This window comes from Rhizobium sp. AN80A (assembly GCF_030053015.1).
Classification (GTDB): domain Bacteria; phylum Pseudomonadota; class Alphaproteobacteria; order Rhizobiales; family Rhizobiaceae; genus Rhizobium; species Rhizobium metallidurans.
The window spans coordinates 2063029-2079528 of record NZ_JASJPX010000003.1; the positions used below are offsets into that span (position 1 = coordinate 2063029).

The window sequence follows — 16500 nt, forward strand, 5'->3', positions numbered from 1 at the left end:
TACCGGCGTGCGGAGGTTGCGCCGGCTTTCATCTCAAAGGAGGAACAGGATGAAGAAACTATCTGCAGGTATGGTTCTTGCCGCGACGCTGGCGGTTGCCGGCCAGGCAATGGCCTTCGAGCCGACGCGCCCGGTGGAATTCGTGGTGGCGTCCGGCCCCGGCGGCGGCACCGACAACTTCGCCCGCACCATTCAGTCGATCATCACCAAGCGCAATCTGATGAGCAAGCCGATGGTCATTCTCAACAAGGGCGGCGGCAGCGGCGCGGAGGCGTTTCTCTACGCCAAGAAGAACGAGGGCGACGCCAACAAGCTTTATTTCGGCACCAACAACGCCTATCTCCTGCCCCGCGTCGCCAAGATGGCCTATTCGATGAAGGATCTGCAGCCGGTTTCCGCGCTCGCCTTCGACGAATTCCTGATCTGGGTGAAGGCTGATTCCGCTTACAAGACGCCGAAAGAGCTGATAGATGCCGGCAAGGCGGAACCCGGCAAGGTGGCGTTCGCCGGCAGCCAGTCCAAGGACACCGACGAAACCCTGGTCGCCCTGATCAAGCAGACGACGGGCGCCAAGTTCAAGTACCTGCCGTTCAACGGCGGCGGCGAGGTCGGCGTTCAGCTGGCCGGCGGCCATGTCGCGGCCAACGTCAACAACCCGAACGAAAACCTCGGCCAGTGGCAGGCCGGCGCCGTCAAGCCGCTCTGCGTCTTCTCGCCGACGCCGATGGCCAAGGGCGAGCCGGTCTATGACGGCAAGGGCTGGGGCGACATTCCGACCTGCGTTTCGCAAGGCGTTCCGATCGATAACTACAAGATGCCGCGCACGGTCTGGGCCGCCGCCGGCACGCCACCCGATGCCATCGCCTACTATGCCGAGGTGATGAAGAAGGTCAGCGAAACCCCGGAATGGGCCGACTACATCAAGAAGACATCGCAGACCGGCGACTATCTCGGCCCGGACAAGCTGCAGGAGTTCATTTCCAGCAGCGAAACGAACGCCGTGAAGGTGTTCAAGGAAGAAGGCTGGCTGGTTCAGTAATCGCGTCGCGAAGCATCAAGCGCCAACGGGTCCGGCAGCTTCTGCCGGACCCTTCGACGAAGGAAAGCGATCATGCATATCAAGCGCCTCCATATGGAGATCATCACCGCCAGCTGCCTGGCGATCGTCGGCGTACTCGGCGCGAGCGGCGCCCTGGAGCTCGGCGTCGCCTGGGGTGATTCAGGCCCGAAGCCCGGCTATTTTCCCTTCTATGTCGGCCTGATCGTGGCCGCGGCCGGCATCGGCTGCGCCATCCAGGCACTCATCAAGGCGAAGAGCTCGGAACAGCAGGAGACATTCCTGGAGTCCGAGCAAACGCTGCGGCTCCTCTCCTTCTTCCTGCCGATGGCGGCCTATGTCGTCGTGACCATCTTCCTCGGCTTCTACGTCGCGACCACACTCTACCTGTTCTACGTCGCCTGGCGGCAGGGCAAGTACAAGCCGCACATGGCGCTGCTTGTCGGTGTCGTCTTCTCGATCGTTCTCTATCTGGTTTTCGAGACCGCCTTCCAGGTGCCGCTGCACAAGGGACCGCTCGAAGACATGCTCGGCATCTATTAAGGAAGGCGGCGCATTCCAATGGCCAATTTCGAACTGCTCATGCAAGGCTTCGGCATCGCGCTGACCCCCACCCATATCCTGCTGATGGTGGTCGGCGTCCTGCTTGGCCTCATCGTCGGCGTTCTGCCGGGTCTCGGCGCGCCGAACGGCGTCTCGCTCCTGATCCCGCTGACATTCTCGATGGATCCGGTTTCGGCCATCATCCTGCTGGCATCGATGTACTGGGGAGCGCTGTTCGGCGGCTCCACGACCTCCATCCTGTTCAATATACCGGGGGAGCCGAGTTCGGTGGCAACGACATTCGACGGCTATCCGCTCGCCCGGACCGGGCAATCGACCCGGGCGCTCACCTTCGCCTTCGTGTCCGCCGGCATGGGCGCTCTGATCGGCGTCATCGTCATTACGCTTCTGTCGTCCTGGGCCGCCAATTTTGCCCTGAGATTCGGCGCACCGGAATATTTCGCCGTCTATTTCCTCGCCTTTTGCGCCTTCATCGGCATGGGCAGCGCCGCGCCGCTGAAAACGGTCGTGTCGCTCGGGCTTGGCCTTCTGCTTTCGACCGTGGGCATGGATACCGTGACCGGGTCGCTCCGCCTGACCTTCGGCTTCGACGAACTGATCAGCGGCATCAGCTTCCTCGTCGTCGTCATCGGCCTGTTCGGCATCGGCGAATTGCTTGCGACCGTGCAGGACGGCCTGCGTTTTCGCGGCGTCTCGTCCCGCATCGACCCGCGCGACGTGTTCAAGACGATCTGCGAAATGCCGCGATACTATGCAACGGTGATCCGCTCGGCTCTGGTCGGCATCTGGATGGGCATCACGCCCGGCGGCCCGACCGCCGCGTCGTTCATGAGCTACGGCCTTGCCCGGCAATGGTCGAAGCCCGGCGCCAAGTTCGGCACCGGCCGTCCGGAAGGCATCATCGCGCCCGAGACCGCCGACCACTCCGCCGGCACCTGCGCCATGCTGCCGATGCTGGCGCTCGGCGTGCCGAGTTCGGCGACGGCGGCCGTCATGATGGGCGGCCTGATGATCTGGGGCCTGACACCCGGCCCGATGCTGTTCACCACCAAGCCCGATTTCGTCTGGGGCCTGATCGCCAGCATGTATGTGGCCAACATCGTCGGCGTGATTCTCGTGCTCCTCACCGTGCCGATGTTCGCCGCCCTGCTGCGCATCCCATTCACCATCATCGGCCCGATGATCATCGCCATCTGCTTCGTCGGCGGATACACGGTCGCGAACTCGACCTTCGACCTGTGGGTCGTGCTGATCTTCGGGGTCGTCGGCTTCATCTTCAACAAGCTGGAATTCCCGCTGGCGCCGCTGGTGCTCGCCATGGTGCTCGGCGACAAGGCGGAGGAGTCGTTCTACCAGTCGATGATCGTTTCGGATGGATCGCTTGGCGTGTTCTTCTCCAACTATCTTGTCGGCGGGATCATGGTGGTGGCGCTTGGCCTCCTCGTCGTGCCGCAGCTGTCCAAACTGATCTCCCATATCAAGCGACGCGAGAAGGTGGACTCGGCCGCCTGAGGCCGGGTCCATTTTTCACTGCCGACACGCCCGCGGGCATGCGAGGGAAACCCATGAATTACCATAGCCATTTCGGCACACAGGCCGAACCCGTGGAATGCTGCATCGTCGGTACCGGCGGCTTCGGCCGCAGCTTTCTCGCCCAGAGCCTGAAGACGCCGCTGATCAGCACCCGCGTCGCCGTCGACCTGAAGGCCGAGACCGCGGCGGATGTTCTGCGCGGCCTCGGCATCGACGCCGCCCGGATCGCCGTCTGCGTCACGGCGGAAGAAACGAAGGCGGCCTGGGAAAACGGCTTCTTCATCGCCGCCGGGGATATCGCCATCGTGCTCGGTCTTCCGGTCTCCGTCGTGGTCGAGGCGACCGGTCACCCGGAAGCCGGCGCCCGGCATTGCCGGCTGGCGATCGACGCCGGCAAGCATGTGGCGCTGGTTTCAAAGGAGGTCGACAGCGTCGTCGGCCCCGGCCTGTCGCTGCGCGCGCGTCAGAATAACGTGATCGTCACGCCCGTCGACGGCGACCAACCGAGCCTGCTGATGGGGCTGATCACCTGGGCGGAAGTGCTGGGGCTCGACATCGTCGCCGCCGGCAAGGCCAGCGAATACGACTTCGTGTTCGACCCGGAAAACGAGACCCTGACATCGAACGGCAAAACCGCCGCCGTTCCCGGCTTCGGCGAGTTGATCGAGCCGACGACTGTCGCTCTCACCGAGATCGCCGCCCGGCGCGGCGCGATCGCCGAGAGCTTTGCGCAGCGCGCCGTGCCTGATCTGTGCGAAATGACGCTGGTCGCCAATGCCAACGGCTTCACCGTCGACCGGCCGGCGCTGCATGCGCCGATCGCCAGGATCACCGAGGTCGCCGACTTCTTCTCGCCGCGCGCCAGCGGCGGGCTGCTCGACACACCGAGGAGCCTGGACGTCTTTCACTGCCTCAGGCTTCCCGGCGAGGTGAGCTTTGCCGGCGGCGTCTTCGTCACGGTCCGCTGCGACGATGCCGAGACCTGGGCGATGCTTGCCGAGAAAGGCCATGTCGTCAGCCGCAAGGGCGACGTCGCCATGCTCTACATCCCCCGCCATCTGCTGGGCGTCGAGGCGGCGACCAGCATTCTCGAAGTGGGTCTCAGGGGCGTTTCGAGCGGTGCCGTGGAACCGAAGCCCGTCATCGATCTCGTCGCTCACGCGGATGCAGACATCGCCGCCGGCACGGTGCTGACCGCAAGCGGCCACCACCATTCGATCGTTGACGTCTCCGCGCGGATGGTACCCGCAGGCAAGCTTGGCGACGACGTTCCGGTGCCTTTCTATCTGGCGGCCAACCGCAAGCTCAAAAGAGCGGTCAGGGCGGGTCAGCCGATCCTGTGCGGCGACGTCGAACTCGATGAAGCCTCCGAGCTGCTCAGCCTGCGCCGGCAGCAGGACAAGGCTTTCTTCTAGGCTGTGGTGACAAATTAACGATCCGGGATTCCATTCGAGTCGCAAATCAGATTCAAGGCTGACTTTTGGAGGTCGGCGATGGATGGTGAGGTTCTTCGAGATGACCAGTGGGAGCGGCTGAAGCCGTTTGTGCCCGGTGGTCGTAAAGGCAGGCGCGGTCCTCGCAGTGATGGGCGCCGGTTCTTCGACGCGATACTGTGGCTTGCCCGGTCCGGAGCGCGCTGGCGTGATCTGCCGGAAGACCGTTTCGGCCCCTATCAGACGGTCAAACGGCGCTATTACCGTTGGATCGAGCAGGGCATATTCGACCGGATTTTCGAAGCAGTTTCTGTCGATCCGGACATGGAGTGGTTGTCCATCGACGCCACGGTTATCCGGGCGCAGGCCCAAGCCGCCGGCGGGCGGCGAAAAAGGGGGAGCGCAAGCCCAGGCTCTCGGCCGCTCCCGAGGTGGATTTGGCAGCAAAATCCATGCGGTAGTCGATGCACTGGGATTGCCGGTTCGCTTTCAACTCGGCCCTGGTCAACAAAACGACATGGCACCGGCTTGCGACCTTATCCGCGCTCTGCCAGCCAAACAGGTGCTCGCGGATCGCGCCTATGATGCCGACAACTTGCATGACATCATTCTTGATCAAGGCGGCGAGCCAGTCATTCCGCCACGCCGACATCGCAAGCACCAACATGCCTATGATCGCCTTGCCTACAAGCAGCGATGGGGCATTGAGAGCTTCTTCGCCAAGCTCAAACAATGGCGGCGTATCGCAACGCGCTACGACAAGCTCGCCGACAACTTCCTCGGCTTCATAAAGCTCGCAAGCATCATGCTATGGATCAAATAGTTAATTTGTCACCACAGCCTAAGGCGTGTCGCGATCCTTCGGATTCGCGCGTCACGTTTTAAGTCTTTGTTTCATCGCATGTCGGTGCAGCAAAACCGCTGCGCACTTTTGACATGCTCGAGGGCAGCCTGGTGATTTCCTATCTCATCGTCTGCGCCATCGGCTTTCTCGCCGGCGGCCTCAGCGGCATTGTCGGAACGGGCGCCAGCCTGCTTCTTCTGCCGGTCCTGGTGCCGATGTTCGATCCGAGCCGCGCCATTCCGGTCATGGCAATCGCCGGGCTGATGGCGAACGCGGCGCGCGTCATGGCTTGGCACCGAGAGGTCGACTGGAAGGCGGTGCTTGCCTATGCGATCCCGGGCATTCCGGCCGCCTCGCTCGGCGCCATCAGCCTCGTCAACCTGCCGGCCGAAATCAGTGGCACGCTGCTTGGCCTCTTCATCTTGACGCTGGTGCCGCTGCGGCGCTTTCTCAAGAAACAGAACCTGACGATCGGGCTGGCGGGGCTCGCGGTCGCTGGCGCGATCGTCGGCTTCCTGACCGGGCTATTCCTGTCGACCGGCCCGCTCAGCATCCCGGCCTTCCTCGCCTTCGGCCTCACCCGAGGCGCCTTCCTTTCCACGGAAGCGGCGTCATCGATCTTCGTCCAAGCCGCCAAGATCCTCACCTTCCGCGAAACCGGCGTGCTCACCGACGATCTCATGATCAGCGGCCTCATCATCGGTTCCTCGCTGATGGCCGGCACGTTCTTCGCAAAGCGCTACGTCGTCAGCATGTCGGAAAAGACCTTCCGCATCATGATGGACGCCATCACGCTGGCATCCGGCCTGTGGCTGACGGGTGTGGGCTTGTTCGGGTAGGGCAGCTGGCCGATCGTCTCGGCTCCCCACACAGCGAAGAACCTTGACGAACCAACGTGGTTCAACCCACAATCACCTTGAACCAGCAGGAGTGAGATGCGATGGCTGCCTTTACCGTAAGGGTTTCCGAAGAAACCGCCAGCAAACTTGAAAAGATCGCGGAAAAGCGCGATCGCTCCCGCGCTTACATGGCAGCTCAGGCCATTGAGGATTATGTTGCCCGCGAGGAATGGCAGTTGGCCGAGATCGAGGCCGGGCTCGCGGAGGCCAACCGCGGTGAGTTCGCGACAGACCAGGATGTGGCAAAGGTTATCAGCAAATACGTCAAATCCGCTGACCGATCATGAGCGGCAAGCGTATTCGCTGGACGGTAAGAGCGTTGCGCCGGCTCGATGAAATCGGCGGATATATCGAAAAGGACGACCCGGACGCGGCGGCGCGCGTCGTTGCCCGCATCGTTTCCGCCGTTGATATGCTTGAAGGCCTACCAGCATTAGGCCGGCCGGGACGCATCAACGGCACTCGTGAAGTCGTCTTGGCCGATGCCCCTTACATCATTGCCTATCGCGTTTCGCGCGACATAGAAATCATCACCATCATGCACGCGCATCAGCAATGGCCAAAGGCATTTTGACGATCCGCGCAACATAAGGCGGCAACGCCAATTTTCAGTCGGCACATATGCCAGAACGTCCGGACCGCGCGCGTCGCTCCGGACATAGGCGCTCCGTTCAGCTTACCGCCCCCTGCCGATAAAGCCGGCCACCAGCTGCGCCACCATGGCGAGCGAGACGGCGCCGGCGTCGGGGTGGCCGATGCTCTTTTCGGCGAGCGGGCGGGCGCGGCCGAGGCGTGGGGTCAGCGACGAGGTCGCCTTGGCGGCGGCATCCGCCGCGTTGGCGGCCGATGTCCAGGCGTCCAGAAGCGGCTTTCCCTTCCCGGCTTCCGCCTTCAGTGTTTCGACGAAGGGCACCAGCGCATCGACCAGCGTCTTGTCGCCGACGCGGGCCCGACCGAGGCGGGTGACGCCGTCGAGCGCCAGTTGCGCGCCTTCGGTGACGGCCTTGTCGTCGGGCGCTTCGCTATCGCTGAAGGCGTTGCTCCAGGAGCGCAGCAGCAGGCCCCAGATGGCGCCTGAGGTGCCGCCGGCGCGGTCGGCCCAGGCGTCGCCGCCGAGCGCCAGCGTGGTCTGCGCGCCGGCACCGGCGTCCACGGCCGCCGCCATCGCCTTCGCCGCGGCTTCGGCGCCACGCCGCATGCCCTGCCCGTGGTCGCCATCGCCTGCGACGGCGTCGATACGGCCGAGTTCGGCTTCCTGGTTCTTCAGCAGCGCGGCGATCTCGGCGAAGAGGTCGCGGATGCAGATGGCGGTGCGGCGGGAGATTTCGGTGGCAGCCGGAATGTTGGGCGCTGCTTCCTCATCCGTGATCGTGTCGGTGCGGAGATCGGCGGCGACGGTGCGGCCCTTGCGGAAGGCCGGCGCGTCGCAGGGTGCCGTCCAGTAGCGCTCCAGCTCATCCGTCAGCCAGGTCAGCGTCAGCGAGCAGCCCTGCATGTCGAGGCTGGTGACATATTCGCCGGCTTCCGGCTGAACCAGATCCAGGCCGACGGCCTTCAGCTTCTTCTCGACCGCCGTCCACAGGACGAAGAGTTCTTCATACTTGGTCGAGCCAAGGCCGTTCAGCACGGCGGCGACGCGGGTGCAGTCGGCGGGCTTCTCGGCGAGCAGCTTGTCGGCCAGGAGGGCGGCGAGATCACTGGCGCTGGCGATGTCCTGTTCGCTGATGCCCGGCTCGCCATGGATGCCGAGGCCGAGCGCCATGCGGCCCTTGGGCACGGTAAACAGCGGCTCCCTGGCACCCGGCAGCGTGCAGCCGGCGAAGGCGACACCGAAGGAGACGGTGCGGTCGTTGGCAAGCCGCGCGACGCGCTCCACCTCGTCGAGCGAGAGCCCCGCCTCGGCGGCGGCACCGGCGATCTTGAAGACCACCAGGTCGCCGGCAATGCCGCGGCGCATGGCATGCGAGGCGGCCGGCGCGCTGGCGACGTCGTCGGTGACCGCGACGATGCGCACATCGATGCCCTCGGCACGCAGCCGCTCGGCCGCGACGCCGAAGTTCAGGACATCGCCCGCGTAGTTGCCGAAGCCGAGAATGATGCCGCCGCCATGATGGGCGTGGCGGCAGACGCGCGCGACCGCCGCGGTCGACGGCGAGGCGAAGACGTCGCCGGCAACCGCGGCATCGGCCAGGCCGGGGCCGACATAGCCGGCGAAAGCGGGATAGTGGCCCGAGCCGCCGCCGACGACGACGGAGACCTTGCCCTTCGGCACGGTGGTGGCGCGTACGACGCCATTGGTGACCAGGCGCACATGGTTCGGGTAGATCCGGCAGAAGCCGGCGAGCGCGGTTGCGGCAAACTCTTCGGGAGCATCAAAGATCGTCGTCATGAAACGGTCCTCAGTTACGCGGCAGGATACGCCGGAGATAATCGCGGTTGGTGGCGCTGACGGAGAGACCGTCGCCGCCGTAATGCTCACAGAGGAAGGCGCTGGCGAAACCGTGCTCGAGCGCCAGTCTGATCGCCGTCCGGTAGTTGATCAGCCCGGATTCGAGCGGCACCGGATGGGTGGCGATCAGGCCGGCATGCTCGTCCTCGATGCGCATGTAGTTCTTGACGTGCCAGTATTTCGCGTAGGGCGCAACCTTGGTCATCATCTGCAGCCAATGTTCGACCGGACGGTGGAGACGGATGAGATTGCCGAGATCGGCATTGATGCCGACATTGCCGAGCCCGACCTCCTCGACGAAGCGCACGGAGCTGTCCGCCGTTCCAAGATAGGTGTCCTCGTACATTTCGAGCGAAACCTCGATCCCGAGTTCGGCGGCGTGGCGGCCAAGCTCCGAAATGCGGGCGACGGCTTTTTTCCAGACGGCGGGATCGTCGGGGTTTTTCGCGCCCTGTTCGGTCCAGAACCAGAGGGCTTTCTTCTGCGTCTCCGTGAGCGGCTCGAAGAAGCCGAAGGACACGCTGGCGGCGCCGATTTCGGCGGCGGTGTCGATGACGCGGTGGCTGTAGGCCAGGTATTCGTCACCGTTGCCAGCGTCGATAACGCTGCGCCGGGAGGTGGAAATGGCCGGGATGGTCATGCCGTGCGAGGCGACGACGTCGAGAAATTCGGCGCGCCGCCCGGGCGAGAGATCGGCGACGCGCAGCCAGCTGTCGGTCGGGTCGATCTCGGTAAAGCCGGCATCGGCGACCTCGCCGACGGTCCGCGACCACTCCTCGGCGCCCTGATCCTGAACCGAGCGGCCATCGGCCAGCATGTTCGGGTACTGGATCATTGCCGCGGCGATCGGCCAGTTGTCGCGCGTCCATTTGCGGGTTGCGCCGGTCATTGCAATCCTCCCATTGTTCCATCGGAAAGCCCGCATCCTCTCGCGGGCCTCATGCAGCCGGCGGTTACCCCGCCGGCTGCGAAATCATGTGGCTCTCTCGTGCCGTCCTATCAGGCGGCCTTGGCTGCCTGGCGCTTTTGCGATGCCATGCGTGCGGCAAGCAGGATGGCTTCGCGGCTGGCGCCGACATCGGCGATGCCCTTGCCGGCGATATCGTAGGCCGTGCCATGCGCAGGCGTGCAGAGCGGGAACGGCAGGCCGCCCATCATCGTCACGCCCTTGTCGAAGCCCATCAGCTTCATGGCGATCTGGCCCTGGTCGTGGTACATCGTCAGCACCGCGTTGAAGCCTTCCTTAAGCGCCCGCAGAAACACCGTATCAGCCGGGAACGGACCTTCGACATCGAGGCCGCGCGCCTTGGCGGCCGCGACCGCCGGCTCGATGATGTCGATCTCTTCCATGCCGAAACTGCCGCCATCGCCCGCATGCGGATTGAGGCCGGCGACCGCGACCTTGGGCGATGCGATGCCCGATGCCTTCAGGCAAGAAAGCGTCAGTTCCAGTTCGGACAGGATGCCATCGACCGAAAGATGGGCGGCCACGTCCTTCAGCGGGATATGCGAGCTGACACGCGCATTCCAGACCTTTTCCAGAACGTTGAATTCCCGGACCTTGCCCTTGAACGACAGCACGTCGCAGACGAAGCGGATCTCGTCGTCATAGCCGGGATAGGCGTAGCGCATCGCCTTCTTGTTGAAGGGCGTGAAGCAGACGGCATCCGCCTTACCTGCATGCGCGAATTCGAGCGCCGCACGGAAATTTCGGGTGGCGAAGGTGCCGCCGGCCAGCGTCGCCTCGCCGCGCGCGACGTCTTCAGGCGCGAGATGCGCGAGATCGACGAAGACGTGGCGGGCGCGGTCGGTGCCGGCGGCGTCTTCCAGCGACGCGGATGCAAGATCAAGCACGACGCCGGCTTCGCTGGCGCCCTTGTCGAGAATGCGGCGGTCGCCGATGACGATGATGTGCGCCTTGGCCTTGATGTCCTCAAGGGCAAGAAGGCTTGCCGTCAGTTCCGGGCTGATGCCGGCGGGATCGCCCATGGCGAGGGCGATGACGGGGCGTTCGTCTGCATGCGCGGTGATGTCCACGATTTATGTTCTCCTACCAAGATTGGCACCTTGTAGGGCATCCGCATTGCGAGAACAAGTCTTTTGCATTTTGTATGCAGCATTTTTGAGTTTGAACTGGCGCCGATCTCGTGTAACCCTAGAATCCAGTATTCGGCCCTACAGCAAAGCGACCCGACCTTCGAATGAGCGAACCATCGTCCGACCTGCCCACGTCCAATAGCGGGCCCATCCAGCGCACCGCACTGCACGACACCCTGGTCGGCCGGCTACGCGACATGATCATCGAGGGAGAACTCGCGCCGGGATCGCGGATGCACGAGAGCCAACTCGGCGAACAACTCGGCGTTTCCCGCACGCCGCTGCGCGAGGCGATCAAGTATCTGGCGAGCGAAGGGCTGGTGGAACTCGTTCCGAGCCGCGGCGCGGTCGTCAAGCGCTTCACAGGCAAGGACGTGCACGACATGATCATCGTGCTGAAGAGCCTGGAGGAGCTGGCCGGCAACCTCGCCTGCGTCACGGCGACGGACCAGGAGATCGCCCGGGTCAGGCGCATCCACGACGAGATGCTGCAATGCTACGAGGCCAAGGACCGGCTGCGCTATTACAAGCTGAACCAGGCCATCCACACGGAAATCAGCCAGCTGACGCACAACGAGGCGCTGGCCAGCATGCAGGCGCTGTTGCAGTCGCGGCTGAAGCGCATCCGCTTCATCGGCCACGAAGGGCCGGACAAATGGGCGGCCGCGGTGGCCGAACATGAGGAAATGATCACGGCACTTGAGGCGCGCGACGGCAAGGCGCTGTCGGAAGTTCTCGGCCGCCATCTGCTGAAAGCCTGGGAACGGGTCAAGGACTCCATCTAACCCCTTCTCCAAAAAGCGGTTTGCGCATTTCTTTTTCCGGCTATAGTGGCGCGATCATGCGTCGCGAACCGGGAAAGGGCTTTCCATGCTGCCACTCTTCGACATGATGATGCAGGCGCAGAACGGCGCGGCGATGGACGCGATCTCCAAGCAGTTCAACCTGGCGCAGGAACAGGCGACGCAGGCGATGGCCGCCCTGATGCCGGCTTTTTCGGCCGGGCTGAAGCGCAGCAGCAGCAACCCCTACGATTTCATGGGCCTGATGCAGGCGGTCTCCTCCGGAAACTATGCCAAGTATTTCGAGGATATGAGCAAGGCCTTCACGCCGCAGGGGATTTCCGACGGCAACGATATCCTGGCGCAGCTCTTCGGCTCCAAGGAGGTGTCGCGGGCGGTGGCGGCGCAGGCGGCGCAGATGACCGGAATCGGCCAGGAGATCTACAAGCAGATGCTGCCGATCATGGCCGGCACGCTGATGGGCGGGCTGTTCAAGCAATCGATGGGACAGATGAACGCGCCGGTGAACCCCTTCGTCAACACGGCGATGGGCGAGAGCATCCAGCAGTGGCTGGAGGCGACCGGTTTCGCGCCGAAGCAGACGCCGACGCCGCAGCCGAGCATTTTCGACAATCCGTTCACGCAGGCGATGCAGCTGATGTTCAGCGCGCCGAAGCCGGAGCCCGAAAAGGCGCCGCCGGCCAATCCCTTCCTCGACAACCCCTTCACCAAGGCATTCCAGGAGATGATGGGAAGCTTCGCCCAGCCTGCGCCGCAGCAGCCGGCGGAAGCGCCGAAAGGCGGCGACAAGGCGGCGAAGGCACCCGATACCTCGAGCTACATGGACATGCTGAACACCATGTTCGACAGCGGGCTCGAGGTGCAGAAGGGCTACCAGAAGAACATGGAAGCGATCTTCGAAAGCTATATGCCGAAGACGCCACCCGCCTCCCCCAAACCTTGAAGCCGGCATAAAAAAAACCCGGAGACGACTGGGAGGTCGCCACCGGGCAAGAGGCAGGGCTATTGGCTATCACCCTGCGGGGAAAACTGGTTTCGGCTCTAATCCTGATTGAGCCGGTGGAGCGAATTTCGGCTTTGCTTGCGCGCCGATCGCGTCAGGATATCCGACGGGTCCTCGAAGAAGGTCGAGGCCAGAAAGGCCGCGTCGAGATCGGCCCGGGAAAGGCCGATATCCTTCAGCTGCTTGTCGTCGAGCTCGTGCAGCGCGTTGATCTCCATACGGTTGCGAAACACGCGCAGTACGGATGCCAGCATTGCGAAGCCTGCGACGAGACGCTGCGAGACGGTCCTGGTCGCGGGGTTGCAGTCGAGTTCCAATATCCGGTCTGTCGTGCGCATGGGAGATCCTTTCACTGGCGCGCAACAACCCGCCCTTTCCGCGCGATCAGGCACGGAGAGGCAAGTTGATTTTCGAGCGGACAGGCCGATTGCCTGACCATCACTTTGATTGATTTGCACGGCCAAGATGCCAAAGGCCTATTGATCAGTCCAACGAATGTTTCTAATGATTAGCATCAGAGATGTTTATAGGTGAAAATCATGGCCGCGCCTCTCGATATTGACCAGCTGCAGACCTTCATCGCCATCATCGATTCCGGCAGCTTCACCAAGGCCGCCGACCGGGTCTACAAGACGCAATCGGCCGTTTCGATGCAGATGCGCCGGCTCGAGGAGCGGATCGGCAAGCAGCTGTTCATCAAGGACGGCCGCGGCAACCGGCTGACCGTCGAGGGTGAAAAGCTGCTCAACTACGCCCGCCGCATCATCCGCCTGAACAACGAGGCGATCGCCGCATTCGACGACAACCGGCTGGAAGGGACGCTCCGGATCGGCACGCCCGACGACTATGCCGAACGCTACATGCCCGAGATCATCGGCCGCTTCGCCAAGACGCATCCGAATGTCGAGCTCTATATCGTCTGCGAGCCTTCGGTGGATCTCGCCGAGCGCATGCACCGGGGCGAACTCGACATCGCGCTGGTGACGCATAACCCGCGCGTGCGCATGTCCGACGTGGTGCGGACCGAACCGCTCTGCTGGGTGGGCTCGGCCAACCATCCGATCCGCGACGACGCACCGGTGCCGCTCGCCGTCGGGCGCCGCGACTGCCCCTGGCGGCAGGCGGCAAGCGCCGCCCTCGACGCGGTCGGGCGCGAACACCAGATCCTGTTCACCAGTTGGTCGTGCACCGTCATCGCGGCGGCGGTTCTTTCGGGGCTCGCCGTTTCGACCATGCCGGAATCGGCGCTGCGCACGGGCATGAAGGTTCTGACCCAGGCGGACGGTTTCCCCGCGCTCCCGCCGGTGCAGATCGGCATCATGAAGCGGCCCGGCGTGTCGATCTCGCTGATGAACGCGATCACCGCGCACATCACCGCCTGCCTCGACAACATCACGCCCGCCGTGGTGGAGGACAATCTCGATGCCGAGGTGAAGGGCGCTTACGTGCGCGCCCAGCCGCGCCTGAAGGTCGCGAACACGGTCACCAGCTGGTAAGCGGACCATAGCCCGCTTGCCGCCCTTTCAGCCGCCAGCCAGTTCTGCCGGCATCGGCGTGAAGAAGGATGTGCGCACGAGGCACTTGCACTCCTGCAGGATGCGGGCGGCGAAGAAGGGATCGCTCGTCACGGCAAGCCTGACCGACGAGCCGATCAGATGGCTGAACAGATAGGTGCGCGCCTCGGTGTCGACATCGCTCAGCTCGGGCGCGATGCGCTGCGCGGTCTCGCGGAAGATCCTGGCGATGCGGCTATTGTGCTCCACATTGAGCCGCGAGAGGTCTTGGTCGGTCTCCGTGCCGAGCCAGATGCCGAGGCTCGCGGCATCATTGCGATAGTCCTCGTAGTGCCAGTCGATGGTCGCCTCGAGCACATCGAGCGCTTCCGGCACGGATTGCACCGACGCGAAGGCTTCGGCGACCTTCGCGCGGATGGCCAGCGAGTGACGGTCGAACAAGGCTTTGACGATCGCCGCCTTCTCGGGAAAATACTGGTAGACCGAGCCGATCGGCACATTGGCGGCAACCGCGAGTTCGGTCATGCGCATGGCGCCGACACCCTTGCTCGCGATCAGCTGCGAGGCGGCGGACAGGATCAGGTCCAGCCTCTGAATACTGCGTTCCTGTTTCGGCTTCCTGCGGAGGCCAATGCGATCGAAGCTCCCGACGTTCATGTCGTTCCCCATCCCTCTTTTTCGCAGACCGGACATTGCCCAAACCGGCCCTTTTGGCCGATATGACATGCAGGTCTTCATGAGGCGTAAACAGGATAGATTGTATTTTACCGACAGGCAAAAGCTCAACCAAACCGGGGTGATACGCCCTGATTTGGTCGGTTTCGGAGGGTAAATTTACGCTGTTTCGGCCGACTGGCCCCTGATCGCGGCGAGCTTTCTACCGTGCCGCTCGCCGGCAGCCGTCCACTCAGGCGATCTCGCCCTATACGACGATCAATCCCGATCGTTCAGCCGTTCGGAAACATCATCCAGACCGCAAGCCAGACCCACATGGCGCCGAGCACGACATAGCCGGCGGCAAACAGCGGGCTGCGGTAGCGCAGGTCGTTGCTGGTGACGTGGACGAAGGCGTGGACATAGCGCAAGGCGACGAAGATCCAGGCGAGCACGAGCGCGATCAGGTTGTCGGCTTCGGTCATGTAGAGCAGGATGCAGCAGGCATAGAACAGCACCGGGAGTTCGTACTGGTTGGCAAGACTGTTCTTGACGATCAGGCTTTCGGTCGGCTCGCCGCGATTCTCGCGATAATCGGATGCACGCACCTTGCCCGACTTCAGCATCTTCTGGCGGCGGTAGCCGAGCAGCATGTAGAGCAGGTAGACCAGCGCCGCTTGGGCGATGATGGGCCAGAACATCTCGTAGCCTGTCATTCCGGTCATCGGGTCGTCTCCTATGCTACTTCTCTATCAAAGTCAGAGCTTTAGCGGAAACGGGCCGAGCTTTCCAGTGCCGCGCCCGCCACGATGACGCGGCGGACGCGGGTGACCATGCGACCTTAAACCTGGGCCTGGCCGCCGTCGGCGAAGAGTTCGATGCCGTTGACGAAGCTCGATCTCGTCGGAGGCGAGGAACAGGGCGGCGTTGGCGATCTCGGCGGGATCGGCGACACGGCCGAGCGGCACGACGCTCGCCATGTAGTCGAGCAGGCCCTGCTGCTGCGCCTTGTCGTCGCCGGCCAGTTCGACCAGGCCGGGTGTTTCCGTCGGGCCGGGGCTCAGCGTGTTGACGCGGACGCCGCGATCCTTCAGGTCGAGGATCCAGTTGCGGGCAAAGTTGCGAATGGCGGCCTTGGAGGCGGAATAGACGCTGAAGGCGGGCGTGCCCTTGATGCTCGTCGTCGAGCCGGTGAGGATGACGGAGGCGCCTTTGGCCAGAAGCGGCAGCGCCGTCTGAACGGTGAACAGCACGCCCTTTACGTTGCGGTCGAAGGTATCGTCGAAATGCTCCTCGGTGATCTGACCGAGCGGCGCGAAAGAGCCGCCGCCGGCGTTGACGAAGAGAACGTCGATGCGGCCGGCTTCTTCCTTGACGCGGGCAAACAGGCGATCGAGATCGCTCTGGCTGGCGGAATCGGCGCGGATGCCGGTAACGTTGCCGCCGATCGCGGCGACGGCCGCATCGAGCGCTTCGGCACGGCGGCCGGTGATGAAGAGGCGCGCACCCTCGGCGGCGAAACGCTTTGCGGTGGCAAGGCCAATGCCCGATGTGGCGCCGGTGATGACGGCGACCTTGCCGTTCAGTCTCTGGGCGGAATTCAGTGTGTCAGTCATGTCCGTGTTGTCCTGTTGTTCGATGACCAGAACA

The 16500-nt window shown here is 63.6% G+C and carries 17 protein-coding genes and 1 pseudogene; 11 read left to right on the forward strand and 7 right to left on the reverse strand.

Annotation, left to right across the window (positions count from 1 at the left end; genetic code table 11):
* Positions 1-49: 49 nt before the first annotated feature.
* The 8 genes from P3R82_RS21835 to P3R82_RS21870 all read left to right on the forward strand — a co-directional run bounded on the left by P3R82_RS21835 (position 50) and on the right by P3R82_RS21870 (position 6904).
* A complete protein-coding gene (locus tag P3R82_RS21835; protein ID WP_246400330.1) occupies positions 50-1039 on the forward strand; it encodes a tripartite tricarboxylate transporter substrate-binding protein in 990 nt (329 codons plus the stop codon).
* A gap of 72 nt (positions 1040-1111) precedes the next feature.
* Positions 1112-1600: a tripartite tricarboxylate transporter TctB family protein gene (locus P3R82_RS21840; protein ID WP_183902746.1), complete on the forward strand. Its 489-nt coding sequence runs from the start codon at positions 1112-1114 to the stop codon at positions 1598-1600.
* An 18-nt stretch (positions 1601-1618) separates the two neighbouring features.
* Positions 1619-3133, forward strand: a complete 1515-nt coding sequence (locus P3R82_RS21845) for a tripartite tricarboxylate transporter permease (RefSeq protein ID WP_183902747.1) — start codon at positions 1619-1621, stop codon at positions 3131-3133.
* A 53-nt stretch (positions 3134-3186) separates the two neighbouring features.
* Positions 3187-4569: a flagellar biosynthesis protein FlgA gene (locus P3R82_RS21850; protein ID WP_283195310.1), complete on the forward strand. Its 1383-nt coding sequence runs from the start codon at positions 3187-3189 to the stop codon at positions 4567-4569.
* Between the two features lie 78 nt (positions 4570-4647).
* A protein-coding gene (locus tag P3R82_RS21855; protein WP_283192853.1) for an IS5 family transposase occupies positions 4648-5410 on the forward strand; the annotation gives its coding sequence in 2 pieces (ribosomal slippage) (positions 4648-4979 and positions 4978-5410; 765 coding nt in all).
* A gap of 131 nt (positions 5411-5541) precedes the next feature.
* The gene (locus P3R82_RS21860; protein WP_283196401.1) at positions 5542-6270 is read left to right on the forward strand and encodes a sulfite exporter TauE/SafE family protein; all 729 of its coding nucleotides are present in this window, start codon (positions 5542-5544) and stop codon (positions 6268-6270) included.
* Positions 6271-6371: 101 nt separating this feature from the next.
* Positions 6372-6617, forward strand: a complete 246-nt coding sequence (locus P3R82_RS21865) for a CopG family ribbon-helix-helix protein (protein ID WP_183902749.1) — start codon at positions 6372-6374, stop codon at positions 6615-6617.
* The gene (locus tag P3R82_RS21870; protein WP_283195311.1) at positions 6614-6904 is read left to right on the forward strand and encodes a type II toxin-antitoxin system RelE/ParE family toxin; all 291 of its coding nucleotides are present in this window, start codon (positions 6614-6616) and stop codon (positions 6902-6904) included. The genes P3R82_RS21865 and P3R82_RS21870 overlap by 4 nt, the downstream gene beginning before the upstream one ends.
* Positions 6905-7006: 102 nt before the next feature.
* Here P3R82_RS21870 and P3R82_RS21875 read toward each other — a convergent pair whose 3' ends face one another.
* The 3 genes from P3R82_RS21875 to P3R82_RS21885 form a co-directional block, all read right to left on the reverse strand.
* On the reverse strand, positions 7007-8719 hold the full coding sequence (locus P3R82_RS21875) for a dihydroxyacetone kinase family protein (RefSeq protein WP_283195312.1): 1713 nt from the start codon (positions 8717-8719) through the stop codon (positions 7007-7009).
* A 10-nt stretch (positions 8720-8729) separates the two neighbouring features.
* Positions 8730-9668 (reverse strand): sugar phosphate isomerase/epimerase family protein, encoded by a 939-nt coding sequence (locus tag P3R82_RS21880; RefSeq protein ID WP_283195313.1) that lies wholly within the window; start codon positions 9666-9668, stop codon positions 8730-8732.
* Positions 9669-9778: 110 nt separating this feature from the next.
* A complete protein-coding gene (locus tag P3R82_RS21885) occupies positions 9779-10768 on the reverse strand; it encodes a 4-hydroxythreonine-4-phosphate dehydrogenase PdxA (RefSeq protein WP_283196402.1) in 990 nt (329 codons plus the stop codon).
* Between the two features lie 212 nt (positions 10769-10980).
* Between P3R82_RS21885 and P3R82_RS21890 the strand changes: the two genes are divergently transcribed.
* Positions 10981-11661 carry a GntR family transcriptional regulator gene (locus P3R82_RS21890; RefSeq protein WP_183902562.1) on the forward strand — a complete coding sequence of 227 codons (681 nt, stop codon included), beginning with the start codon at positions 10981-10983 and terminating at the stop codon, positions 11659-11661.
* Between the two features lie 85 nt (positions 11662-11746).
* Positions 11747-12622: a DUF937 domain-containing protein gene (locus tag P3R82_RS21895; protein ID WP_283195314.1), complete on the forward strand. Its 876-nt coding sequence runs from the start codon at positions 11747-11749 to the stop codon at positions 12620-12622.
* A 98-nt stretch (positions 12623-12720) separates the two neighbouring features.
* Here P3R82_RS21895 and P3R82_RS21900 read toward each other — a convergent pair whose 3' ends face one another.
* The gene (locus P3R82_RS21900) at positions 12721-13020 is read right to left on the reverse strand and encodes a DUF1127 domain-containing protein (RefSeq protein ID WP_283195315.1); all 300 of its coding nucleotides are present in this window, start codon (positions 13018-13020) and stop codon (positions 12721-12723) included.
* Between the two features lie 201 nt (positions 13021-13221).
* Here P3R82_RS21900 and P3R82_RS21905 point away from each other — a divergent pair, with 201 nt between their 5' ends.
* Positions 13222-14178, forward strand: coding sequence for a LysR substrate-binding domain-containing protein (locus tag P3R82_RS21905; protein ID WP_183902559.1), 957 nt, complete (start codon positions 13222-13224; stop codon positions 14176-14178).
* Between the two features lie 27 nt (positions 14179-14205).
* Here the strand turns inward: P3R82_RS21905 and P3R82_RS21910 are convergent, their stop codons facing one another.
* The 3 genes and pseudogenes from P3R82_RS21910 to P3R82_RS21920 form a co-directional block, all read right to left on the reverse strand.
* Positions 14206-14853 (reverse strand): TetR/AcrR family transcriptional regulator, encoded by a 648-nt coding sequence (locus P3R82_RS21910; protein ID WP_283195316.1) that lies wholly within the window; start codon positions 14851-14853, stop codon positions 14206-14208.
* A 290-nt stretch (positions 14854-15143) separates the two neighbouring features.
* Complete coding sequence (locus tag P3R82_RS21915) at positions 15144-15566, reverse strand: MAPEG family protein (protein WP_283196403.1); 423 nt, start codon at positions 15564-15566, stop codon at positions 15144-15146.
* A 125-nt stretch (positions 15567-15691) separates the two neighbouring features.
* A pseudogene (locus P3R82_RS21920) lies at positions 15692-16466 on the reverse strand (SDR family oxidoreductase).
* Between the last annotated feature and the right edge of the window lie 34 nt (positions 16467-16500).